The organism is Methylosinus sp. sav-2, from assembly GCF_004366495.1.
Lineage (GTDB): Bacteria > Pseudomonadota > Alphaproteobacteria > Rhizobiales > Beijerinckiaceae > Methylosinus.
On record NZ_SOEJ01000002.1, the window covers coordinates 76,672 to 98,877 of the forward strand.

Genomic DNA, 22,206 nt, shown 5'->3' on the forward strand with positions numbered 1-22,206 from the left:
ACGCACGTCGCCCGCCGAGGACCCGGCGCGCGCGAAGCGCGCCGGGAGCCCGTTACAATTCGACGCGAGAGGCGCCGATTGCAGATCAGAATTTGGCGAGCGGATCGGGGAAGACGCAGCCCGCGCGCTTGATGTCCTCGAGCGTCCAGAGGTTGTCGCCGCGCACGTGAGGCTGGGCGATCAGCGTCTTGCCGTCGGAGCGAACGCCATGACCCTCGGCGATCACCTCGGACAATTCGCGGCCCTCATACTGCTCGAAGATGCTGTGGCACTCGTAGCGCTCCGGCTCCGACAGCCACATACGCTCACCCCAATCATCCGTGAGCGAATGCTTCTTGCCGTTGTACTCGTGCACGCGCAGCGAGCCGGAGCCCTTGGCGAGCGACGGAATGAACGGCACCTGCGAGACGCGGTCGATGTAGACGTCGTGACCGTTCTGCAGCAGCCAGGCGTAGGGGATGAACCCGCTCTTGGGATCCTCGTAGCCGAGCTTCTTCCACTCATTGTAGATCTTGCCGTAGTGATCGGCCCAACCCGGGTAGTTCGCCTCGAACCACTCCTGATCCTCCTCGTCCGGCAGAGCCAGACGCGCGAAGCCGAGCGGCCACAGCGCGTAAGCAGCGAGGGCGAGATCGTGATGGGCCCAATAGGCGTCCGTCTTGGCGTCGCGCAGCGAGCGGGGGCTCTCCACGCCATACTTGCCGAGGCGACCGATCCAGATTCCACCCCAATCCTCGTAGACCCAACGGTTCCAGGTCTTCACCCACGGCTCGACCTTGAACTTGGAGCCATACTCGAACAGATAGCCGAGAGCAGGCGTGAAATACTTCTGCTGCGTCCAGAAGGCGTTGTTCAGATCGGTGTTGAGATATTTCGCCGCCGCCGGATCATTGGCGATGGACACCACCGTCTGATAGCCGTTCGCCATATGGCGCAGCTCGTCGGTCTCCACCGACAGGAAGACCGTCGGCGTGATCTCGTCGCCATTGGCCGAGGCCCATTCGGTGACGGCGACGATCAGCGGATTGGTGAAGCAGGCTTCGCCGACCAGCTGCAGATTGACCGAGCATTCCACGGCGTCGCCGGAGATGAAGCCGTCGGCGAAGACGCGCTTCATGCCCTTCCACAGCGGGCCGATCGCGCGGGTGCGACGGGCGTCATTGTGGCCGGCCGGATCGTGATAATGCTTGGAGTAATAGTGGTTGATGAAAGCGCACTGATGCGTGTGACGAATTTCGTCGAGCACCTGAGCGAGATAGCCGTTCTTCTGCTCGGCGGCGGTGGCGCTGTCCCACAGCATGGCCGAAGCGGCGATGGCGTTATACTCGCCGACCTCGAGGAAGTTCGAGATCACCTTCATGGTCTCGCCCCAGCGGGGATGCACCTTGTTGCCGGCGCCGAGACGGGTCAGACCATCGAGCAGAGTGCCGAACTGGCGCTCGTCCTTGGCCGCCTCCATGCGGGCGTATTCCTTGGCGATGACCTTGAACTGCTCCTTGGTCTGGTTCGCCATGTGATATTTGGTGGCGTATTTGGTGCGGTTTTCCTTGAAGTCCCAGTTGAAGCTCTGCAGCCACTTGTGAACCTCCTGCGGCTCGACGCCGACCGGAGCGCGGTTGACCTTCAGAGCATCGGTCGCCGCTTTTGTCGCGAGACTGATCGCCATGCTTTTCCTCCTCACAGACTTTTTGTTTCTCGGATTCGCCGCCTTATTGACGGTCGACAAATCCGAATGTGTGCGCCGCTTTCCAAACTTTCGAAGTGGAAAATGTCGATGTCGTCGGCAATTCATCTATTGCGAAAGCGACGACATTTATTGTTATGGCAAGCCCTGTGCCACTGATGGTGATTTTGCTGAATCGTAGCGTTTGCAAGGGATTCGAAAGGATCGTGAAAGTCATATGACGTGAGCGCGGCGATATTCGAAGGCGTCGCTCGATACAGCTGTCAAATTAGCATACGCACGAATTTCATCGCCTGTTTCGATCGCCGCGATCGTTAAAGAGATCGCGGCGATCGAGCGCGCATTCAGGCGCGCGGATCTTCGCGCGTTTCGGCTGCGCGGCGCGCATCGAATCCGAATGTCGGATCGCTCACCGGAATATGAGTCACAGCGCATTCCACCGTCATCAGCGACGCCGCTGTCGCGACTGCATTGCGCAATGCGAGACGCGTGACGCGCACGGGATCGATGACGCCTGCGGCGAAGAGATCGCCGCAGGCGCCGCTGCGCATATCCATTCCCCAGAAATCATCATTGGATCGCCGCAGCTCGAACAAGAATTCATCGGCGTCGACGCCGGCGTTCGCCGCTATGCGCCTGATCGGCTCGTCGAGCGCCGCGCGCACGATGGCGACGCCGTGGCTCTGATCGAGATTTTCACCACGCAGCTCTGCGAGAGCGGCGCGCGCGCGATAGAGCCCGACGCCGCCGCCGGCGACGACGCCATCGCTTTGCGCGGCGCGCGCGGAATTGAGCGCGTTCTCGATTCTCTGCATGCGCTCCTTGATGAGAACGTCGGACAAGCCGCCGGCGCGTATCGTCGCCATCCTGCCCGACAAGGCTTTTATGCGCGTCTGCAGATTTTCCAGCTCATGACGCTTGCCGCTCGGCGAGCCTTTGGAGGCGTCGCCTTCGACGATCCAATCGGCCTGACGTTTCGCCGAGGCGAGACGATCGGCGATGACGTTCGGATCGCCTTCGCCGCCGATGACGAGCGTGTCGTCCTCGCGCACGACGACGCGTCGCGCGCGGCCGAGATGCTCCATCGTGACATTGGAAATATCTTCGCCGAAGGCTTCCATGATCGCGCGGCCGCCGGTGATCGCGGCGAGATCGAGAAGATATTCATAGCGGCTGTCGCCATAGCCCGGCCCCTTCACGGCGATGGAGCAGAGATTCTTGCGAATGTGATTGAGCAAGAGTCCGGGAAGCGCTTCCTCCATTATGTTTTCGGCGACGACGAGCAGGCTGCCGCCGCTTCGACGCACCAGCTCCAGCGCAGGCACCAGCTCGGAAAATTCGTTGATGACGCGATCATAGACGAGAATGTAAGGGTTCTCGAGCTCGGCGACTTTGCGCGCGCTGTCGGTCATGAAATAGGGCGAGCGATAGCCCTGTTCCCAACGCATGCCTTCGACGGATTCGATGTCGTCGGCGACGCCATGGCCGAGCTCGACATCGACGACGCCGCCTTCGCCCGCGAGCGCTAGCGCCTGCGCGACGATCGCGCCTATGCCTTCATCGCCGCCGGCGGCGAGCGTCGCGACATGGGCGAGCGAACGCTGGTCGTTGCAACGCCGCGCGCGGCGCAGGAGATCGGCCTCGACAGCGCGCGCGGCGCGCTCCATGCCAAGGGTAATGTCACGCGGATTCATGCCGGCGGCGAGCGCTTTGCGCGTTTCGGCGGCGACGCGGCGCGTCAGCACGACAGAGGTCGTCGTTCCATCGCCGGCCTCTTTGGCGACAGTCGTCGCCATTTGACGCACGAGATTTATGCCGACGCTCTCCGTGCGTCCGGCGGCTTCCACCGCTTGCGCCACAGTGGCGCCGTCCTTGGTCGCGACCGGCGGCAGGCCGGAGGCGCGATGCTCGATGACGACATTGCGGCCGCAGGGGCCGAGCGTCACGCCGACAGCGTCGGCGAGAAAGTCGACTCCATCGAGCAGGCGCTTGCGAACGGGGTCGCCGAAGCGAATATTTCTGGCCACGACTCTGATCCTCCACTGGTGCGGCGCTCCGCCGCGGCGCCGCGCGCGTTTCCTTTTATTTTTTGTTCGGCTTGTCGAAAACCGTTATGTCTATGTCCTCGCGCCCGGCGTTGAGCGTCATGGCGCTGCGTCCCGCCGCCACGCGGCGCGCGCGATTGCGCTCGATGCGTATCCACACGGAGATCAAGCGGCGATCGTCGAAATCGAGCGTGCGCCGTATTTCCTCTATGTCGACAGGCTCGAACTCACGGCGCAGATAGGCTTGCAGCTCCTGCGCGCGCTCGTCGCCGACGACCTCCTGCAGACGCTCGGCCTCCTGCTCGAGCTCGCGCATGGAAGCGTCGAGCGCGCGCGCCGTTTCTTCTAAAAATGCGCGATCTTCCGGTTTCATCGCGTCACCTCTTGCAGACGATTCGCCGATCGCTTCGCAGGCCGTAGCGCGCCATCTTGTGGTAGAGCGTCGCTCTCGTGATGCCGAGGCTGCGCGCGGCTTTGGCGATATTGCCCTTTGCGGAGGCGAGCGCGTGCCGCACGGCGCGCGCCTCCCAATCGGAGAGGTCGAATCCCGCCTCGCTTTCGACGGCTTCGTCGATGATCGCGGCGGGCGGCGGCGCGCCGCCGACGTTGCGATTGTCGAAGTCGAGCTCTTGAATGAAGTCGATCGGAAGATCGTCGATCTCTATGAGCGGTCCCTTGGCGACGGCGATGCTGGAGCGCAGCACATTGCGCGCCTCGCGTATGTTTCCGGGCCATGGATGCTTGAAGAAAATGCGCCACACCTCATCGCAGAAGCGCAGCTCCTCGGGGGCGGCCAGCGCCTCGCGCTCGAGACGGAACAGCTGCGCCAATAGCCCGAGCCGATCGGGCCGCTCGCGCAGTGGCGGCAGCCACAGCTGCACGCCATTGAGCCGATAATAGAGATCGCGACGAAACGTCCCCTTCTGCACCATCTCCTGCAGGCTGCGATTGGTGGCGGCGACGACGCGCACATCGACGCGGATCGGCTTGCTGGAGCCGATCGGCACCACCTCGCTCGAATCGAGCACGCGCAGCAGCGTCGCTTGCAGATCGGCGGCCATGTCGCCGATCTCGTCGAGGAACAATATGCCCTTGTCCGCCTCGACGAATTTGCCGGCCTTGCCCTTGGCGCGCGCGCCGGTGAAGCTGCCGCCCTCATAGCCGAACAATTCGCTCTCGATCAGCTCGCGCGGAATGGCGGCGCAATTTATGGCGACGAGCGGGCGCTCCTTGCGCGGACCGCCGGCGTGCAGGCGGCGCACGAGATGATCCTTGCCGACGCCGGACTCGCCGGTGATGAGGATCGGGATATTGCGCTCCTGCAAGCCGGAGGCTTTGCGCAGCGCCGCCTCCAGCACATTGTCGCTCCAATCGGCGCGTGCCTCGGGCGTGCGCGGCGCGGCGTCGGCGCGGTCGGGCGCGCGGCGCGGCGACGTCGAATAGCTTTCTCGCTTGGGACAGCGATGCGCTTCGGCGAAGACCGAAAATTGGTTGCGCGGATCGTTGAGGGGAATGAGACATGCGCTCTCATGCGCCGCGACCAGCGCGGGAGGATCGACGCCGAGCGCAGTCGCCGCGCGCTGGCCGATGAGCGCGGAATGGTCGGAGCGAAGCGTCTCGACGCCGGCGCGATCGACGCCGTGAATAATTCCGTCGGCGCCGATGAAGATGCGGCCCTCGTCGGCGAAGCGCGGCTCCGCATCGCGGGTCGCGCGCAGGCGCAGCAGATAGCCGTCGGAGGCGATGCGGTCGAAGAGGCTCGCCTCCAGCAGAAGGCGGGCGATCTCGAGAAAGCCGAGGGCGAGCTTGGCGGCGTCGCGACGGTCGGAGACCATGCCGAGGATCGCGCAGAGGCTGCCGTCGGGCGCCGTGATGGGGCAGCCGGCGGTGGCGAAGCGATGCAGCGCGCCGTTGAAATGCTCCTTGCCGTCGAAGGCGATCGGCGTGCGCAAGAGGCTCGCCGTGCCGACGCCGTTATTGCCGAGGCTGGCCTCGCTCCAATCGGCGCCGATGCGCGCCATTTGCGCGGCGCCGGACGTTATGCGGGAGCCCGAGTCGAGCAGCTGCACGAGGGCGCCGGCGGGATCGGCGAGCAGCAGCGCGACATTGGTCTCGTCGAGCAGCGCGCGCAGCTCGTAGACGAGCGCCGAAAGCCGGCCGGCGACGCCGCCGACCGAATTGCGCCAAGCGTCGAGCTCCGTCGCGTCGCGATCGTCGCGGCGTTGGCGCGGGGCGAATTCTGCGCCGGGGGGCAAAGCGTGGTCGTCCACGCAGCGCGCCCAGGCCTCGGCGACCTGTGGGCGCACCCAATCGGCGCCGGCGGGGGCTTGCCCCGTCTGCTTCATCCAATCCCAGGCGACGCCGGGACGGTCGACTCCATAGAAGCCGGTCTCCTCGGCGCTGCGCATCTCTATGACAGAGGCGGCGGCATGGCCGAGCAAGGGGGATCTCATCGCCATATCGCTCAAAAGCGATCCTCCCGAATTTTTTTGCGTGTCAGGGCATGGCGCGTCGTGCCGACGTGTCCGCTCATGCGAGGGCGCTCGCTCGCGCTGCGCGCGGGCGAGCATTCGACGTCGCGCTTCTGGCGGCGTGGTCAGCCGCGCGCGGCGGAGGGCGCTTTCTGGCCGGGCAGAGGCAGCTTCGACAGCGCTTCGGCGAGCTGCTCCGCCGCATAGCCGAGGATCGCGCCGGCGATCAGCGACAGGGCCGCCAGCAGAGCGGGATTGGTCGGAGCGAGCGCGGCGAGCTCGTCGGCGCGCGTCGTCGCCAGCAGCGTCGCATAGGCGGCGAGCGAGACGGGCCATTCGGCGAGCGCCGGCAGCTTGGCGGAGAGCACGAGAGCAACGAGCGTGACCGCCACAGCGATCGCCGTCCATGCCGGGGCGCCGATCGCCTCGCCATAGGGAAGATGGTTGGCGGCGAGAAGCGCCACAGCGGCGAGAGCGACGCCGAGCAGATTATACGGGACCGATTTTTTCAGCCCTTCGAGCTTGCCGCCCAAATGCGCGTAGCCGGCCCAGCCGATGAGCGCGGCGAAGAGCTGCGCGCCATAGGGAGCGGCGGGACCGAGAGCCAGAAAAGCGGCGATACCGCCGAGAGCGCCGACGCTCACGGCCCTGAAATATGCGATGCTCATGACAATAGCCTCCAGCTGCGCGCGCGATCGTATGATCGGCGCAGTTCGCGTGAATCCCTCGACGGCGCTTTGCCGCCATCGATCTTCAAAAAGGAGAGTGGGGGAGTTCAGGCGAGAGGCGCTGGAGGCGCGCGTGGAAACAGAGGCCGCAGCTCGGGCGCGGCGGCGACCGCGTCGATGACATAGATCGGCGCCGGCGTGTCGGAAGATATTTCGAGCGGGAGGATAACGACGAGGACGATCTCGCGCTCGACATCTATCGCCGAGCTGCAATGAAGAATGCAGCAAGGGCCGATATGATGATTCTCGCTCGGAGCGGTATCGCTTTTGGCTGCGTCGGCCTTGAAGGACGCGCAGACCACGCCGGAGGATTGCGCGCTATTGGCGGTCGCTCCCGAGGCGAAGCCGACGCCGACGGTCTGCAGTAGGAACAGCAGCGCTGCGACCATGCCGAGGGTCGCTCGCTCGACTCTGGAATGTGTCCGGCCCGGGATTTTCAAGGCAAAGTGCTCTGCAGCGTTCGGAACGCGAAGGTACGAGCGGCGCAGGAAAGCGTCAAGCGACGCTCCTTGTCGCGCATGCGGCATGTTGTCGCGAGCCTCGCGCAAGCTTTCGTTCACGCTGAATGATGCGGCGGGAGCGGCCGCGCCGCTGCGGAGCGCTTTGGCGGCGAATGAAATCTTTCAGCGTTTTCGCGGCTTCGTCGCCACGTTCGGTGAAGGAGGCGACGCTGGACATGAGGCCGTCGCGATCGATGAGATAGACGAGCGTCGTGTGATCGATCGTGTAATCGCCGCCCTCCAGCGGCGCCTTGCGGCGATAGACGCGAAACGCCTGCGCCGCGCGGTCTGTCTCCTCCGGTCCGCCGCGCAAGGCGGTGATGCGTCGCGGGAAGGAGGAGACGAAATCAGCGAGAGTCTCGCGTGTGTCGCGTTCGGGATCGAGCGTCGCGAAGAGAATGTCGAAGCCGGCGCCGGAAGGGTCCGCCTCATTGGCCGCGCGCGCGACCTCGAGCATGGTGGTCGGGCAGACTTCTGGACATCGCGTGAAGCCGAAGAAAATGGCGTAGGGCCGTCCGAGCAACGTCTTTTCATCGACGATATCGCCATTGGTCGCGGTGAGACGGAAGGACGGCGCATAGGCGCGCGCCGGGGCTTCGTTGCGATGCGGGGCGACGCGCGGCGCCGCGGCGCTCGCGAGAACGATGACGGCTGCCGTCGCGATCCACCATCGCCGCGAGCGCAGAGCGGCGGGAATGCGCCTTTCGCCGCCCGGCGCGGCGCGGACGCTCGCCGGGCGGCTGGGACGAGCGGAGCTCTCGGGCGGGATGGAGACCGAGACGCCGCTCGAGCGGCGCGAGCCGCGTCGGCGAATGAAACGACGAAAGCGCGCCGCGAGCCGCATGCCGGCGCCGGGCGCGCGGCGCAGCGCCTCTGCGAATGTGGTGCGGATGCGCGGCTCGACCGCCATGCCGCGCAGGCCGGCGGCGAGGCTCTCGACGGCGCTCTCCTTTTCCGCCGGCGTCGAATGACGCCCGATCTCGAGCCGGCGTCCCGCCGTGGTGATCTCGACATGCGTGCAGCGACGCGCGCGATCGAGGCGCCGCTCTATGACCAGCTCCTCCGCTTTGATGCGTCGCTGATCGACGAGCCGGCCGCGACTGTAATGCGCGACGCGGACGACGCCATTCTCGATCGTCACGCGCTCGATGATCTCGCCGCGCTCGGCCGGCGCGCTTCCGAGGACGAGGCGGCAAAAAGCCGCGAGGCCGTTCGCCGCGTCGATCGCGAGCCGAGCGAGCCTGTGCGGCGCAACGACGGTCGTCGCGGCTTCGACGTCGGGAGAGGCGGATCGCGGCGTCATCGGCGCGTTCTTCGTCACGCAAGGCGCTCCATCTCGCGGCTGCGGGCGCCGCGTCGTCTTATCGAAAACAGCAATTGCGCATATAGGTCAACGTGAAGGCGAATGTTGCGCATGCGACCGGACGTCGCGTGCAGAAAGTGAACGGACATGCGTTCGATCGTGATCGTCGCGATGCGCGCGAAATCGATACGACTGTGCAGCGGTCATTTCGCGGATTCGCGCGCAGACTCGCCGCGCGCGCGTATTTCGCGCTATGTGTGTCGGCTCTGGTGTCTCTCGCAGCGCTGGCGCAAAAGTTGCGCACGGGGCGCCGAGGGGCAAGTTCAACGATCGGCTCGAGACATGATCATCGGCTCGCCGCGGCGGCGCGACCTTTCGACCTCCAAGCGATTCCGGACGTTCAAGCGATTCCGGACGTTGCGGAGGCATTGCGCTCTATGGGCGCTCTCGCTTCCGCTGGCTCTTTTCGCGACGGCCACGCTCGCGGCGCCGGCCGCGGCCGCGATAGAGGTGGAGCGCGCCTGGTGCGCGACGCCGCCCAAAGGGGTGAAGATCGGCGCCTGCTATCTGGCCTTGCGCAACGAGGGCAAGACGGAGGACCGGCTGCTGGGCGTGGAGGCGGACGCCGCCGCTCGCGTCGAGATGCATGTGACGAAGATCGCCGATGGCGTCGGGCGCATGCGCCCGCTCGCGGACGGCGTCGCTCTGCCGGCCGAGTCGGTCGTCGATTTCCACGAGAAGGGCTATCACCTTATGCTGGTGGATCTGCGCGGTCCGCTCGCGGAAGGCGAGACCGTGCGCGGCACGCTGCGTTTCGAGCGCGCCGGCGCGCAGCCCGTCCTCTTTCATGTCGAGCGGCCGGGCGCGCCTTGATTTCGCCGGGGCGGCGTAGGATTGCGACGCACCGTCCGACGGAGGCCGGGATGGTCGAATCGCGAGGCGCCCCTATTTCCACTCATGGTGAGGATCGCGGGGCGAAGACCCGGCGGAGGCGGCCGGCCGAAGCGGCCGGCTTTGCCGCGCCCAGTCCCTGCGCTGATCGAGGCCGCCGGTTTGCTCGAGAGCCGTCTGCATGGAAATTGATGAAAATCGAAGTTTTCGCCGTCGTGGCGCGCGGAGGAGGGGCTCGGCCCATTTCTCGCCGAGACGTAAATGGCTGTTCGCCGAGGCGATCTCTTATTGTAACCAGTCCGTCATGAATATGACGCAGAAAGGCCCGTCGTTCGCTCGGCCGGTCTTTTCGGCAACAAATTCCCTCCCATAGTGGGTTCATCCCGCATTCAGCCTGGATGCGGGATAGGATCGTCCTTCGCTCTCATGCTAGATGAGCGCGGATTTCCCGCGGATATGTCACGCGATGAATGAGTTGAACCCCAGTTTCGCCAATAGCGCGCCCCTCGACGGCGCGCCGATCGCCGAGGAAGCGGCCCGGACCGGGGCCGTGCTGCGCGGTCCGGCCATGCCGCATCTGCAGCGCGATGAGCTGCTCTGCGAGATTTTCGCCGCCCGCGTCGTCGCCAGCCCCAATGCGCTGGCCATGGCGACCTTGGAGCGGCGCTTCACCTATCGAGAGGTCGATGCGGAAGCCGCGGCCATCGCCTGTGGCCTCGCAGCGCGCGAGATCGGGCCGGGCGACGTCGTCGGCCTGTGGGGCGCGCGTGGGCCGGAGCTGCTGATCGCGCAGATCGCCATCGCCAAGACGGGCGCCGCCTGGCTGCCCTTCGACGCCGACGCTCCGGTCGACCGCATCGCCGTCTGCCTCGCCGACGCCGGCGCCAAGGCGCTCCTGACCTCCGCCGCTTTCGCCGGCAAGGCCGCCCCCGTGGTTTCGGTGGAGACGCTGATCGACGCCGAGATCGCGGTCGCGGGGGGCGTCTGCCCCGATCCGCGCGCCCTCGGCGCTACCGGCGATCATCCGGCCTATCTCATCTACACCTCCGGCTCGACGGGAACGCCCAAGGGCATTGTCGTCACCGCGCGCAACATCTGCCATTATCTGCGCTCGGCCAATGAGATCTACCGAATCTCGGCCTCCGATGTGGTGTTCCAGGGCGCTTCCGTCGCCTTCGACCTCTCCATGGAGGAAATCTGGATTCCCTATCTCGCCGGCGCGTCGCTCTTCGTCGCCACGCCGCAGATCATCGGCGAGACCGAGGCGCTGCCCGATATTCTGGAGGAAGCCGGCGTCACCGTGCTCGACACTGTGCCGACGCTGCTCGCCGCCATGCCGCGCGACGTTGCGACGCTCAAGACCATCGTGCTCGGCGGCGAGGCCTGCCCGCCTTCGGTGGCGGCGCGCTGGGCGCGCATCGGCCGCACCATCTTCAACAGCTATGGTCCCACCGAGGCGACGGTCGTCGCCACCGTCTCCGAGGTCTGGCCCGATGAGACGGTGACGATCGGCAAGCCGATCCCCAATTACAGCTGCTATGTCGTCGATGAAAATCTGTCGCTGCTGCCGCCGGGCGCGGAGGGCGAGCTGCTCATCGGCGGCCCGGGCGTCGCCCAAGGGTATCTGCGCCGCGACGAGCTGACCGCCGAGAAGTTCATCGCCAATCCTTTCCCCTCGGACGGCTCCGATCCGATCCTCTATCGCTCCGGCGACGCCGTGATTCTGGACGAGAATGGCGATCTGCATTTTCGCGGCCGCATCGACGATCAGGTGAAGATCAGAGGCTTCCGCGTCGAGCTGGGCGAGATCGAATCCGCGCTCTCGCGCCTCGACCATATACGTCAGGCGGCCGTCGTTCTGCGCAATGAGAATGGGCTGGACGAGCTCGTCGCCTTTCTTGTCGGCGCGACGGCCGTGTCGCCGGACCCGCGCGACCTGCGCGCCAAGCTGCGCGAGTTTCTGCCTTCCTATATGGTTCCGGGCCGGTTCGAGGTCGTGACCTCGCTGCCGCGGCTCTCCTCCGGCAAGGTGGACCGCAAGGCGCTGAAGCGGGCGCCGCTGACCGCCCCGCTGATCGACACAGAGGCGCAGGAGGAGCCGCGCACTCAGACCGAGGCCGCGCTGCTCGACGCCGCCAAGCGCGTGCTGCCGCCCGGCGCCATTCCCTTCGACGCGGATTTCTTCACCGATCTCGGCGGCCATTCGCTGCTCGCCGCGCGTTTCGTTTCCGTGGTGCGCGAGACGGCGCATCTCGCCTCGATCACGCTGCAGGACCTCTATTCCGAGCGCAATCTTCGCGCCCTCGCCGCGCATCTCGACGGCAAGGCGGCGCTCGCCGGGCCGCCGCGTGATCTTTCCTTCACGCCGCCGCCGCTGCTGCGGCGCTTCCTCTGCGGCCTCGCCCAGGCCGCGGCGCTGCCCTTCATCCTCGCCTTCGTCACCTCGCAGTGGCTCGGCGTCTTCGTCTCCTATCAGCTGCTCACCTCGCCGGACGCGAATATCCTCGAGGAGGTGGCGGCGCTGCTCGGCGTCTATATGTGCGTCAACATCGCCACTGTGGCGGTGTCGATCCTCGGCAAATGGCTGGTCATCGGCCGCACCAAGCCGGGGCGCTACCCGCTATGGGGCGTCTATTATTATCGCTGGTGGCTGGCGCAGCGGCTCATGGGCCTCACCCACGCCAAATGGTTCCAGTGCTCGCCCTTGATGCGCCTCTATCTTTCCGCGCTCGGCGCCAAGATCGGCGAGGACGCCATCATCGGCGAATTGGACGTCGGCGCGATCGATCTCGTCAGCATTGGCGATGGCGCGAGCCTCGGCTCCAAGCTGAAGCTCGCCAACGCCCGCGTCGTCGGCAATGAGCTGATCATCGGGACGATCGACATTGGCGCCGACGCCTATGTCGGCACTTCCTGCGTCATCGAGGAGAATGTCGTCATCGGCGAGGGCGGCGCGCTCGAGGATTTGACCTCGGTTCCCGCCGGCTCGCATATCGGCGCCTATGAGATTTGGGACGGCTCGCCGGCGCGCTACAAGGGCGATGTCGACGCCCGCACGCTCGATCCGCAATCGACGGCCTCGACGCCGCAACGGCTCGCCATGGGCTTCATGTTCACGGTCCTGGTGCTGGCGCTGCCGCCGCTCGGCCTGCTGCCGATCTTCCCGGCCTTTTGGGTGTTCGACCGTTTCGACAATTGGCTCGGCATAACGGATGTCGATCACGCCCTCTATCTCGCCGCCATCCCGCTCTTCGCCTGGCCGACGGCTTTCGTGCTGGTGCTCGTCACCGTGGCCTTCATCGTGGCCTTCCGCTGGATCGTGCTGCCGCGCGTCTCGGAGGGGACCTATTCGGTGTGGTCGGGCTTCTATCTGCGCAAATGGGCGGTGGCGCTCGCCACCGAGGTGACGCTGGAGACGCTCTCCTCGCTGTTCGCAACCCTTTATATGCGCACATGGTACCGCCTGATGGGCGCGAAGATCGGCAAGGATTCGGAGATTTCGACCAATCTCTCCGGCCGCTACGATCTCGTCGAGATCGGCGAGAAGTGCTTCATCGCCGATGAGGTGGTGCTCGGCGACGAGGATATGCGCCGCGGCTGGATGTATCTGAAAAAGGTGAAGACCGGCGCGCGCGTCTTCGTCGGCAATGACGCCGTGGTGCCGCCGGGCTCCGAAATTCCCAGTGGCGCGCTGATCGGCATCAAATCCAAGCCGCCGGCCAATAGCGAGCTCTCCGAGGGCGACACCTGGTTCGGCTCGCCGCCGATGAAGCTGCCGGTGCGCCAGACCTTCGACGGCGGCGGCGCCGCCTGGACCTATCAGCCGCCCTTCTGGAAGAAAGCGGCGCGCGCGGTCTATGAGGCGATCAACGTCTCGCTGCCGACCATGCTGTTCATCACTTTCGGCACATGGGCGGTGGAGAGCTTCGGCCAAAAGCTCATCGACGGCGATTATTGGTCGGTGTTCTGGCTGTTCGTGCTCTCCTCGACGCTGATCTCGCTGGGCATGACGCTCGTCGTGGTGGCGGTGAAATGGCTGACCATGGGGCGCTACGAGCCGCAGGTGAAGCCCATGTGGTCCTTCTGGGCCATGCGCACCGAGGCCTGCGCCGTGCTCTATTGGGGCCTCGCCGGCAAAATATTGCTCGAGCATTTGCGCGGCACGCCCTTCCTGCCCTGGATGCTGCGCCTGTTCGGCTCGAAATTCGGCAAGGGCGTGTTCATGGACATGACCGACATCACCGAATTCGACTGCGTGAGCGTCGGCGATTATGCGGCGCTCAATCAGGTCGCGGCGCTGCAGACGCATCTCTATGAGGACCGGGTGATGAAGGTCGGCCGCGTCGAGATCGGCCGCGGCGTGACCGTCGGCGCCGGCTCCACCGTGCTCTACGACACCCATGTCGGCGATTTCGCGCGGCTCGGCCCGCTCACCGTGGTGATGAAGGGCGAGAAAATCCCGGCGCATTCCGAATGGATCGGCGCGCCGGCCGAGCCGGCCGCGACGGCGCAAGTCGCGGTCGCGCCCGAGCGCGCGGCCAGCAAAGCGGCGTGAAGCGGGGCGCGGGCTCTCGCGCCTCAATCCACGGCTTCGATCCTGTCGCCGCGCGTCGAGGGATGTGCGATCACCAGAAATTCCGCATCCTCGTCGCCGTCGTTGCGGACCCGATGCGCCGCTCCCGGCGCGATCTCGACGCCTTTTCCTGCCGTTACGACGCAGCAGACGCCGGCGATCTCGAAACTGAGAGCGCCCCGCAAAACGAAGAAAAATTGACGCGCCTTCTCATGTACGTGGCGCGTCTCGGCCCGGCCCGCCGGCATAAGCTCGAGAATGACGCCGAGATCGCGCCGATCGACGAAGCGCCAGCCTTCGCAATCGCCGCCCCACAGATAATGCTCGACGTCCTCCTTGCCGACGACGCTCATTTGCATTCGCCCTCCCGCCTCACGACATGAAGATCAGATCGGTGTCCTGCGGCCGCGCGCCGGCCGCGGTCAGCATCGCATGGACCTGTCCGCGATGATGGGTCTGATGGTTGAAGAGATGGACGATGACGAGCTTGCGCGGCTTGACGATATCCATCTGCTTGGCGCCCGAATACCAGGAGAAATCGCCTTCGAGCGCCGCTTCGTCGAAGGCGTCCGCAAAGGCGATCAGCCGCGCGTCCATCGCCGCGCGCTCCGACTTCATGACCGCCCAATCGGCGCGAAAGGAGGCGGAGTCGGCGATCGATACATTCGGGTTCGGGTCGCCGGCGAGGCGGCTCATCCACATGGCGTCCGCCCAAAGCAGATGGCTCAGCGTGCCATGGATCGATTTGAAGAAGGCGCCGCGATCGGCGCGGCGCGCTTCGTCGGACAGCGTATCGGCCGCCACATAGAGGCTCTCATTCTGCCAGGCGTTATAGCGCGCCATTTTCTGCGCGAAGGCGGGGGTGATCATTCGGTCGGATCCTTGTCGTCGTTCGGCTCTGGCCCGGGCTCGAATTCCCCAGGCCAGAGACGCGCGCCGTGGAATATTGCGAGAATTTCCACCGCCTCGGCGCGCACCCTATATGGCGCCAGAAATGGCGTCCCGGCGATCGCCAACTCCCTGGTTTGCGGAACGCGGCCCGGCCGTCCGAGGTGAGGCTGCTGTGCGAGCGCATCGACGCGCTCCCAAATCCGAGCAATGAGCTTCGCGGCGGCGGCGGGATTGTCGCGCGAAACATAGTCGCCGATCTGCTCGAGATCGCGAAGCGCCGGCCTCGTCCAGCGCACCTTCATGACGACGAGAGGAACTTCCTTCGCACCCGCGCCACTTCCTCGTCCGAGGCGAAATCGCCGCTGTCGGCGGCGGCGAGGCCTTCTATGATCTTTTCTAGCAGTCGAGCGTCGGACGCCACGAAATCTTCGACTGCGCGGGCGACGATCTCGCCACGAGAGCGCGAGGTCTTGCGCGCCATCTCGTCCAGAGCCGCGAGCGTCTGCTCGTCGAGCCGGACGGTGACTGAAGCGGTCATGAGAGCCAAGTCCTGACTGCGCTATATTCTCTGTGCAGAGACTAGACGAAAGAGTCGTTCGCTTCAACGCTCCGCCGCTCGGCGCGCTCATTCATTTGACCCCGCGGCGGCCGGCGCCTACAACCGGCCCTCGGTAAAAATGTGATCGGCGCTCCATGTCCCACAACAGCTTCGGCCATCTCTTCCGCATCACCACTTTCGGCGAGAGCCATGGGCCGGCGCTCGGCGTCGTCGTCGATGGCTGTCCGCCGGGGCTGGAGCTGACCGAGGCCGAGATTCAGGTCTTTCTCGACAAGCGCAAGCCCGGCCAGTCGCGCTTCACCACGCAACGGCAGGAGGCCGATGCGGTGAAGATTCTCTCCGGCGTCTTCGCCGATTCCGCCGGCCGCCAAGTGACGACCGGCACGCCGATCGCGCTGCTGATCGAGAACACCGACCAGCGCTCCAAGGATTATGGCGATATCGCCGAGAAATACCGCCCCGGCCACGCCGATTACGCCTATGACGCGAAATATGGAATTCGTGACTATCGCGGCGGCGGGCGCTCCTCGGCGCGCGAGACGGCCGCCCGCGTCGCCGCCGGCGCCGTGGCGCGCAAAGTGCTCGCCGGCGTCACCATACGCGGCGCCCTGGTGCAGATCGGCCCGCATAAAATCGACCGCGCCCGCTTCGATTGGGCGGAGGTGGAGAACAACCAGCTGTTTTGCCCCGATGCGGAGACCGCGAAGCTCTGGGCCGATTATCTCGACGGCGTACGCAAATCTGGGTCATCCATCGGCGCGGTCATAGAGGTCGTAGCCGAAGGCGTCCCGGTCGGCTGGGGCGCGCCCATCTATGGCAAGCTCGACTCCGATCTCGCTTCGGCCTTCATGTCGATCAATGCGGTCAAGGGAGTCGAGATCGGCGCCGGCTTCGCCGCGGCCGAGCTCTCCGGCGAGGCCAATGCCGATGAGATGCGCGCCGGCCCGGACGGCAAGCCCGAGTTTCTTACCAATCAGGCCGGCGGCGTGCTCGGCGGCATATCGACCGGCCAGCCGATCGTCGCGCGTTTCGCGGTGAAGCCGACCTCCTCGATCCTGACGCCGCGCCGCACCATCGACCGCAACGGCCAGGAGACAGAGATCGTCACCAAGGGCCGCCACGACCCTTGCGTCGGCATACGCGCCGTGCCGGTGGGCGAGGCGATGATGGCGATTGTCTTGGCTGACCATTTCCTGCGGCACAGGGGGCAGGTGGGCGGGTAGCCGATGGTCGGACGAGCGCCGGCGTCATCCACTTTCACCCGTCGGCAGACGCTTGCGCTAGCGGCAGGGCTGGCGCTTTCGCCCGATTTCGTTGCGGCGGGCGAAAGTGCCGAGCCGACGACCCTCCTCGTCACTCACGCATCCGGCGTCGCGCATGAGGTCGGCGCAGGCCGTCCCGATCAGCCGCAGCGTCTGCGGGCCATCGCCTCCGCCCTGAATAGCGACGCCTTCGCCGCGCTGCGCCGCGCCGAGGCGCCGCAAGCCTCGCGCGAGGCGATCCTCGCCGTTCATGCGCCCTCTCTGCTCGAGCGTCTCGAGAAAGCCGCGCCGCAAAGCGGGCTCGCGACTCTCGGTCCCGATATCGTCATGAGCCCCGGCTCGCTCGAGGCCGGGCTGCACGCCGCCGGCGCCGCGAGCTTCGCCGTTGACGAGGTGATGCGCAAGGCCGCTCGCAACGCTTTCGTCGCTATGCGCCCGCCCGGCCATCATGCGACGCGCGAGGCCGCAATGGGCTTCTGCTTCTTCAACAACGCCGCCATCGCGGCGCGTCACGCCATCGCCGCCCATGGCGCCGAGCGCGTCGCCATCGTCGATTTCGACGTGCATCACGGCAATGGATTGCAGGAGATTTTCTGGTCGGACAGACACATCCTCTATTGCTCCTCGCATCAATCGCCGCACTATCCCTTCACCGGCGCCGCGAGCGAGCGCGGCGCGCATGACAACATCGTCAACGCTCCGCTCGCCAAAGGCTCCGGCGGCGAGCAATTCTCGCAGGCTTGGACGCAGGCGATTCTCCCGCGCCTCGACGATTTTGCGCCGGACATCCTCCTCATTTGCGCCGGTTTCGACGGGCATTTGCACGATCCTCTCGGCGGGTTGCGCCTGCAAAAACAGGACTTCGCCGAGCTTACGCTGCGCCTCGCAGAGATCGCCGCGCGCCGCTGTGACGGGCGCATCGTCTCATTGCTCGAGGGCGGCTATCGGCCGGACGACCTCGCCGCCTGCGTCGCCGCTCATGTCGGCGCGCTGATGGGGGCGTGAGGCGTCCCTGAGCGTTTCCAACCGAAGTGGACGCCGGTTCGGCGTTGGAAACGCGTCGAAACAAGAGCCCGCCCGGCGCGTGCGCGGGCGCACATCAATGACGATCTCGATCATGGCATCTCTCCATCAGAGACGTCGTGCAACAATTGGTGATGGGAGAAAACAATGGAATTCGGCAGGAGCGAATGGATCCAGGCCCGCGCGCAAATGATCGGCAAGCGCGCGCTCATCGGCCTCACCCGCGTGACGCCCCATGGCAAGGTGCTGCGTCAGATGTTCGGCACGATCGCCGCGATCGACGGAACCGGCGTCGATATAGAGCTCGAGGGCAAGGACGCCGGCCGCAAGGTCCGCCTGCCGCCGGACCTCGGCCGTTTCCGCATCGCCGGCCCCGGCGATTATCTGCTGTGGGAGACGGGCGAGATTCTCGCGGACCCGGATTTCGTCGGCGCCTTCACCGTCAACGAAGCGGCGTGAGCGGCGCGCGTCAGCGCGCCCGTTCGACGACGCCGACGATCGGCCCCATGGGGCGGAAGCGATCGTGCCGCGACAGCGTCGGCGCATAGAGCGCCGAGATCGAGCCGTCGAGGAAGAGCGCGTCCGGACATTTCAAACGCTCGCGAAAGAGAGTCGCGAAAGCGTGAAATGTCACTGGCTGGTTGGAGATTGCGAAAGCGACGATATGGCCGTCGCGCACGCCGACTCCATTGCGTATCTTCATCGACGTGCCGGTGTCGTGAATGCGCGGATTGACGCGGCCGCCGAGGACGAGCATCGGCCCCGATTGCGTCGCATAGGCGGGATGCTGCCGCTCTTTCAGAAAGCGCTGCGTCTCGGTGACGCCGGCGCGCGCGCCCTCCACCCAGAAAATTCCATTGGGCTTCATATGGAAATTGCCGGCGCCCGAATGGGTGTTGGCGCTTTTCTCCATATGGCCGCCTTCGACATAGAGCCCGATCGGCAGGCGCCGCTCGTCATACATTCCTGCGTTCATCGCGAAGAGGAGCTTTTCGCCCTTCTGCGCGAGCGCGGCGTCGAGCGCCGAGAAGGAGCCATAGACCTCGCCTTTCGCATCGGCGAGGAAGAGGCGAATGGAATCGCCGCGCGTGTCGAAGACGCAGATGGTGTAGCTCGCGCCCGCATCCTCCACATCCTGGCAAGGATTGCGCGCCGCCGCGGTCGCGGGCGAGACGAAGAAGAGCAAGAGGGCGAAGGGCAGGAGGCGGCGAAGCGGAATCATGCGCCGATCATAGCATGACCGCCGCGCCGCCCGCAGCGTCAGCTGCGCGCATCGGGCGGCGTCGCCGCGCCGGGGCCGAGCGAGCGCTGCAAGATCACCGAATCTGTCCAACGGCCGAATTTAAATCCGACGCCGGAAAGATATCCGGCTTGCCGAAAGCCGATCGCCTCATGCAGCTTCAGCGACGCCTCATTGGAGGCGTCGACATAGCCGATCATTTGCCGAAATCCCGCCGCCGCGCAGGAATCCACCAGCGCTTGCAGCAGCAGCCGGCCGACGCCGCGATGCAGATGGCGCGGATCGACATAGATCGAATGCTTGACGACGTAGCGATAGGCCGGACGCTTGCGAAACGGCACGACATAGGCGTAGCCGAGGACGGCGCGCTCATGCTCGGCGACGAGATGCGGCAGCCGATGATTGCCCATATTCTTGCGCCGGCGCTTCAAATCCTCCTTCTGCGGCGGCTCGTAGAGCGGCGCCTCGGATGGATCGAGCCCTTTGCGCACATGCTGGAGATAGATCGCCAGCATGGCGTCGACATCCTCGTCGCGCGAGGGGCGGACGAGGATCGTCGCGCGTTCGGCGCTCGCTTCGATCATGCTCATTCCTGCACCACATAAGTGTAGAGCCGCATCTTCGCCTCGCCGTTCCACTGCTTGTAGAGTCCCTGGATCTCATAATCGAAGCCGGGGAAGAGATTGGCGCTGCGTTCGAACATGCGCAAATAGTCGAGCATGGGCCGCGCCTTCGTGTCGAGCCGCTCGCCCGGAACGATCGTCGCGATGCCCGGCGGATAGATGACGAAGAGCGTCGTCGCTATGCGGCCCTCTATCTCGTCGATCGGCAGGAAATCCACGTCATTGCGCACGAGGCGCAGATATGCCTCGCGCGGCGTCATCGCCATCTCGGGCAGATGCTCCTGCCGGAATTGCGCCTGCTGCAGCGAGCTGGCGTTCGCCTCCTTGAAGAAGCGATGCATGTCGCCGCAAAGATCGCGCAGCCGCACGCCCCTGTAGCGCGCGGAGCGGCGCGCGACAAATTCGGGGATCACATCCTGCAGCAGCGCATTGTCGTCATGCAGGCGCTTGAAAGCGACGAGCGAGGAGACGAGCGTTCCCGCCTTGCTCGATTCGACGCCCGGCGTCAGCAGAAACAGCAGCGAGTTGAGATCGTTCTTCTCCGGCACGATGCGGTTCTCGCGCAAATATTGCGCGACGATCGGCGCCGGGATTCCATGATCGGCATAGGCGCCGGTCTCGCGATCGAAGCCCGGCGTCAGCAGAGTGAGCTTGGCCGGATCGGTGATCGCGAAGCCCGGCGCCATATTGGAGAATCCATGCCAGCGCGCATCCGGCGCCAGCGCCCAGAAGTCGGGATTGCGCGCGAGCTGATCGGTGGAGACGCTCTCCCAGGGAACGCGATGCGCGCCGGATTCGCGCGCGGCGTCTGGAATGGAGACCCAATCGGGCGCGAAAGGATCGAAGAACCAGCGCCGCGCCGGGTCTTGCTCCTTGGCCTCGAACTCGCGCCGCACCGCGCGCAGCTTCTTGCGCAGCTCTATGCCGAGCCGGATGGTGTCGTCCCACAAAAGCTCGCCGGAGCGGCCCTTCATCATCTGCGCGCCGACATCCAAAGAGGCGAACAGCGGATAGAAGGGCGAGGTGGAGGCGTGCTGCATGAAGCCTTCATTGAAGCGGCGATGTTCCACGCGCCGCCGCTGGCCCTTTATATGGCGATCGCGCACATGGATTTGCGAGGCCTGCGAGAAGCTGGCGAGCTGCTTATGCGTCGATTGCGTCGCGACGATTCCGGGCGAGGCCTCGGTGAGATTCTTCAGCCCCATCGCATAGCGTCGCTCATAGAGCGGATGAAATTTCATGAAGCCGGCCCAGGCTTCGTCGAAGAGAATGTAATCGCACAAATGGCCGATCTTGCTGACGATCCATTCGGCGTTATGGATGGTGCCGTCATAAGTGCATTGCTCGATGATGGCGGCGCGGAAAGGCCGCTCCTTGCGCCAAGCGTCCTTGTCCTTCACCAGCGGATTGGCGCGAATGCGCTCGCGCAATTTCTCCTCGTCGAAGGCCTCGTGATCGATCGGCCCGATGAGGCCATGGGCGTTGCGCGTCGTCGGCAGAAAGATCGGCACGCCGCCGCCGAGCAGCAAGGCGCCGTGATGCGCGGCCTTGTGATTATTGCGATCGAACAGCACGAGATCGCCCTCGGCGACCAGATTGGTGAGCACGACCTTGTTGGAGGAGGATGTGCCGTTGAGCACGAAATAGGTCTTCTCGGCGCCGAAGATTTCCGCCGCCGCCTTTTGCGCGGCGAGCGCCGGCCCTTCATGCGTCAACAGATCGCCGAGCTCGACGACGGAATTGTCGAGATCGTCGCGGAACACGGCCTCGCCCAAATGCTCCATGAAGATGCGGCCGATCGGGCTGCGGCTATAAAAAATGCCGCCATTATGGCCGGGGCAGGTCCATAGCTGATTGCCTTCCTCGGCGTAATCGACCAGCGCGCCGAAGAAGGGCGTCTTCAGCGTCTCCGCATATTGCTTCAGGCGCGAGACGAGATTTTTGGCGATGAATTCCGGCGTCTCCTCGGCGAGGAAGACATAGCCGTCGATGAAGTCCAGCACCTCGACCGGAATATCCTCGAAGCGCTTGCGACGAATGAGCAGCACGATCGGCATTTCGAGGCCGCGCTTGCGCATGAGATCGATGAGCGAGGCGGTCTTGCCCTCGAGGCCTTTCTTGCCCCAATCGACGACGAGGCAGCCGATGGCGGCGTCGGTCTGCACGACGATCTCGGCGTCCTCCACGCGGCGCGCGCGCACGACCTGAAAGCCCATGCTCTCGATCGCGGCGATGATCTGATTGACGCGCAGCCCCTCGAGGTCATCGGCCTCGAAATTGGGAGCGGAGAAGAGGAATGTGAAGCGACGGGAGAAGTCCATTCGAATCGGCCTGTGGCGCTGACGAGGAAGAGGAGGAGCCCCGCACTCACAGCCTTGTTCGATGACACAATCGTGACAGCGCTTTGCGGCGC

Annotated in this window: 19 protein-coding genes; 5 read left to right on the forward strand and 14 right to left on the reverse strand. The window is 65.3% G+C overall.

Annotation, left to right across the window (positions count from 1 at the left end; translation table 11 throughout):
• Positions 1 to 85: 85 nt before the first annotated feature.
• From mmoX to EDE12_RS06560, 7 genes are all read right to left on the reverse strand, one after another.
• The gene (gene mmoX / locus EDE12_RS06530; protein WP_024878825.1) at positions 86 to 1,666 is read right to left on the reverse strand and encodes an aromatic/alkene monooxygenase hydroxylase subunit alpha; all 1,581 of its coding nucleotides are present in this window, start codon (positions 1,664 to 1,666) and stop codon (positions 86 to 88) included.
• A gap of 362 nt (positions 1,667 to 2,028) precedes the next feature.
• On the reverse strand, positions 2,029 to 3,711 hold the full coding sequence (locus tag EDE12_RS06535; protein ID WP_026597833.1) for a molecular chaperone GroEL: 1,683 nt from the start codon (positions 3,709 to 3,711) through the stop codon (positions 2,029 to 2,031).
• Positions 3,712 to 3,766: 55 nt separating this feature from the next.
• The gene (locus EDE12_RS06540; protein WP_024878828.1) at positions 3,767 to 4,102 is read right to left on the reverse strand and encodes a hypothetical protein; all 336 of its coding nucleotides are present in this window, start codon (positions 4,100 to 4,102) and stop codon (positions 3,767 to 3,769) included.
• Between the two features lie 4 nt (positions 4,103 to 4,106).
• A complete protein-coding gene (locus EDE12_RS06545) occupies positions 4,107 to 6,182 on the reverse strand; it encodes a sigma 54-interacting transcriptional regulator (protein WP_245275703.1) in 2,076 nt (691 codons plus the stop codon).
• 143 nt (positions 6,183 to 6,325) lie between these two features.
• Positions 6,326 to 6,868: a DUF1097 domain-containing protein gene (locus tag EDE12_RS06550; protein WP_026597835.1), complete on the reverse strand. Its 543-nt coding sequence runs from the start codon at positions 6,866 to 6,868 to the stop codon at positions 6,326 to 6,328.
• Between the two features lie 107 nt (positions 6,869 to 6,975).
• Positions 6,976 to 7,317 carry a hypothetical protein gene (locus EDE12_RS06555; protein WP_024878831.1) on the reverse strand — a complete coding sequence of 114 codons (342 nt, stop codon included), beginning with the start codon at positions 7,315 to 7,317 and terminating at the stop codon, positions 6,976 to 6,978.
• 106 nt (positions 7,318 to 7,423) lie between these two features.
• Positions 7,424 to 8,749, reverse strand: coding sequence for an SCO family protein (locus EDE12_RS06560; RefSeq protein WP_051592342.1), 1,326 nt, complete (start codon positions 8,747 to 8,749; stop codon positions 7,424 to 7,426).
• 399 nt (positions 8,750 to 9,148) lie between these two features.
• On the opposite strand from EDE12_RS06560, the gene EDE12_RS21775 reads away from it, so the two are divergent.
• The gene (locus tag EDE12_RS21775) at positions 9,149 to 9,604 is read left to right on the forward strand and encodes a copper chaperone PCu(A)C (RefSeq protein ID WP_024878833.1); all 456 of its coding nucleotides are present in this window, start codon (positions 9,149 to 9,151) and stop codon (positions 9,602 to 9,604) included.
• A gap of 484 nt (positions 9,605 to 10,088) precedes the next feature.
• The gene (locus tag EDE12_RS06570; RefSeq protein ID WP_026597836.1) at positions 10,089 to 14,177 is read left to right on the forward strand and encodes a Pls/PosA family non-ribosomal peptide synthetase; all 4,089 of its coding nucleotides are present in this window, start codon (positions 10,089 to 10,091) and stop codon (positions 14,175 to 14,177) included.
• 23 nt (positions 14,178 to 14,200) lie between these two features.
• Here the strand turns inward: EDE12_RS06570 and EDE12_RS06575 are convergent, their stop codons facing one another.
• The 4 genes from EDE12_RS06575 to EDE12_RS06590 are packed head-to-tail and all read right to left on the reverse strand — an operon-like array spanning position 14,201 to position 15,624.
• Entirely contained in the window at positions 14,201 to 14,554 is a 354-nt protein-coding gene (locus tag EDE12_RS06575; protein WP_198029863.1) for a cupin domain-containing protein, read from the reverse strand.
• Positions 14,555 to 14,567: 13 nt separating this feature from the next.
• Complete coding sequence (locus EDE12_RS06580) at positions 14,568 to 15,065, reverse strand: DinB family protein (protein WP_026597838.1); 498 nt, start codon at positions 15,063 to 15,065, stop codon at positions 14,568 to 14,570.
• Positions 15,062 to 15,388, reverse strand: coding sequence for a type II toxin-antitoxin system RelE/ParE family toxin (locus tag EDE12_RS06585; RefSeq protein ID WP_026597839.1), 327 nt, complete (start codon positions 15,386 to 15,388; stop codon positions 15,062 to 15,064). Before EDE12_RS06585 ends, EDE12_RS06580 begins: the two co-directional genes overlap by 4 nt.
• Entirely contained in the window at positions 15,385 to 15,624 is a 240-nt protein-coding gene (locus EDE12_RS06590; protein WP_026597840.1) for a ribbon-helix-helix protein, CopG family, read from the reverse strand. Before EDE12_RS06590 ends, EDE12_RS06585 begins: the two co-directional genes overlap by 4 nt.
• A gap of 155 nt (positions 15,625 to 15,779) precedes the next feature.
• On the opposite strand from EDE12_RS06590, the gene aroC reads away from it, so the two are divergent.
• The 3 genes from aroC to EDE12_RS06605 all read left to right on the forward strand — a co-directional run bounded on the left by aroC (position 15,780) and on the right by EDE12_RS06605 (position 18,389).
• The gene (aroC, locus tag EDE12_RS06595) at positions 15,780 to 16,868 is read left to right on the forward strand and encodes a chorismate synthase (protein WP_026597841.1); all 1,089 of its coding nucleotides are present in this window, start codon (positions 15,780 to 15,782) and stop codon (positions 16,866 to 16,868) included.
• A 3-nt stretch (positions 16,869 to 16,871) separates the two neighbouring features.
• A complete protein-coding gene (locus EDE12_RS06600) occupies positions 16,872 to 17,912 on the forward strand; it encodes a histone deacetylase family protein (protein ID WP_026597842.1) in 1,041 nt (346 codons plus the stop codon).
• Positions 17,913 to 18,077: 165 nt separating this feature from the next.
• Positions 18,078 to 18,389 (forward strand): hypothetical protein, encoded by a 312-nt coding sequence (locus tag EDE12_RS06605; protein ID WP_026597843.1) that lies wholly within the window; start codon positions 18,078 to 18,080, stop codon positions 18,387 to 18,389.
• 10 nt (positions 18,390 to 18,399) lie between these two features.
• Here the strand turns inward: EDE12_RS06605 and EDE12_RS06610 are convergent, their stop codons facing one another.
• Genes EDE12_RS06610 through EDE12_RS06620 form a run of 3 tightly spaced genes read right to left on the reverse strand, consistent with a single transcriptional unit; the run spans position 18,400 to position 22,114 of the window.
• Positions 18,400 to 19,152, reverse strand: coding sequence for a phosphodiester glycosidase family protein (locus tag EDE12_RS06610; RefSeq protein ID WP_024878839.1), 753 nt, complete (start codon positions 19,150 to 19,152; stop codon positions 18,400 to 18,402).
• Positions 19,153 to 19,190: 38 nt separating this feature from the next.
• Positions 19,191 to 19,760 carry a GNAT family N-acetyltransferase gene (locus EDE12_RS06615; RefSeq protein ID WP_026597844.1) on the reverse strand — a complete coding sequence of 190 codons (570 nt, stop codon included), beginning with the start codon at positions 19,758 to 19,760 and terminating at the stop codon, positions 19,191 to 19,193.
• Positions 19,757 to 22,114 carry an Orn/Lys/Arg decarboxylase N-terminal domain-containing protein gene (locus tag EDE12_RS06620; RefSeq protein ID WP_026597845.1) on the reverse strand — a complete coding sequence of 786 codons (2,358 nt, stop codon included), beginning with the start codon at positions 22,112 to 22,114 and terminating at the stop codon, positions 19,757 to 19,759. The genes EDE12_RS06615 and EDE12_RS06620 overlap by 4 nt, the downstream gene beginning before the upstream one ends.
• Positions 22,115 to 22,206: the final 92 nt, after the last annotated feature.

What these genes read in the sequence shown, in the direction of transcription:
- mmoX (WP_024878825.1), bottom strand. Translation starts at nt 1,666, where the DNA reads ATGGCGATCAGTCTCGCGACAAAAGCGGCGACCGATGCTCTGAAGGTC.
- EDE12_RS06540 (WP_024878828.1), bottom strand. Translation starts at nt 4,102, where the DNA reads ATGAAACCGGAAGATCGCGCATTTTTAGAAGAAACGGCGCGCGCGCTC.
- EDE12_RS06545 (WP_245275703.1), bottom strand. Translation starts at nt 6,182, where the DNA reads ATGAGATCCCCCTTGCTCGGCCATGCCGCCGCCTCTGTCATAGAGATG.
- EDE12_RS06550 (WP_026597835.1), bottom strand. Translation starts at nt 6,868, where the DNA reads ATGAGCATCGCATATTTCAGGGCCGTGAGCGTCGGCGCTCTCGGCGGT.
- EDE12_RS06555 (WP_024878831.1), bottom strand. Translation starts at nt 7,317, where the DNA reads ATGGTCGCAGCGCTGCTGTTCCTACTGCAGACCGTCGGCGTCGGCTTC.
- EDE12_RS06570 (WP_026597836.1), top strand. Translation starts at nt 10,089, where the DNA reads ATGAATGAGTTGAACCCCAGTTTCGCCAATAGCGCGCCCCTCGACGGC.
- EDE12_RS06575 (WP_198029863.1), bottom strand. Translation starts at nt 14,554, where the DNA reads ATGCAAATGAGCGTCGTCGGCAAGGAGGACGTCGAGCATTATCTGTGG.
- EDE12_RS06580 (WP_026597838.1), bottom strand. Translation starts at nt 15,065, where the DNA reads ATGATCACCCCCGCCTTCGCGCAGAAAATGGCGCGCTATAACGCCTGG.
- EDE12_RS06585 (WP_026597839.1), bottom strand. Translation starts at nt 15,388, where the DNA reads ATGAAGGTGCGCTGGACGAGGCCGGCGCTTCGCGATCTCGAGCAGATC.
- EDE12_RS06590 (WP_026597840.1), bottom strand. Translation starts at nt 15,624, where the DNA reads ATGACCGCTTCAGTCACCGTCCGGCTCGACGAGCAGACGCTCGCGGCT.
- aroC (WP_026597841.1), top strand. Translation starts at nt 15,780, where the DNA reads ATGTCCCACAACAGCTTCGGCCATCTCTTCCGCATCACCACTTTCGGC.
- EDE12_RS06600 (WP_026597842.1), top strand. Translation starts at nt 16,872, where the DNA reads ATGGTCGGACGAGCGCCGGCGTCATCCACTTTCACCCGTCGGCAGACG.
- EDE12_RS06605 (WP_026597843.1), top strand. Translation starts at nt 18,078, where the DNA reads ATGGAATTCGGCAGGAGCGAATGGATCCAGGCCCGCGCGCAAATGATC.
- EDE12_RS06610 (WP_024878839.1), bottom strand. Translation starts at nt 19,152, where the DNA reads ATGATTCCGCTTCGCCGCCTCCTGCCCTTCGCCCTCTTGCTCTTCTTC.
- EDE12_RS06615 (WP_026597844.1), bottom strand. Translation starts at nt 19,760, where the DNA reads ATGAGCATGATCGAAGCGAGCGCCGAACGCGCGACGATCCTCGTCCGC.
- EDE12_RS06620 (WP_026597845.1), bottom strand. Translation starts at nt 22,114, where the DNA reads ATGGACTTCTCCCGTCGCTTCACATTCCTCTTCTCCGCTCCCAATTTC.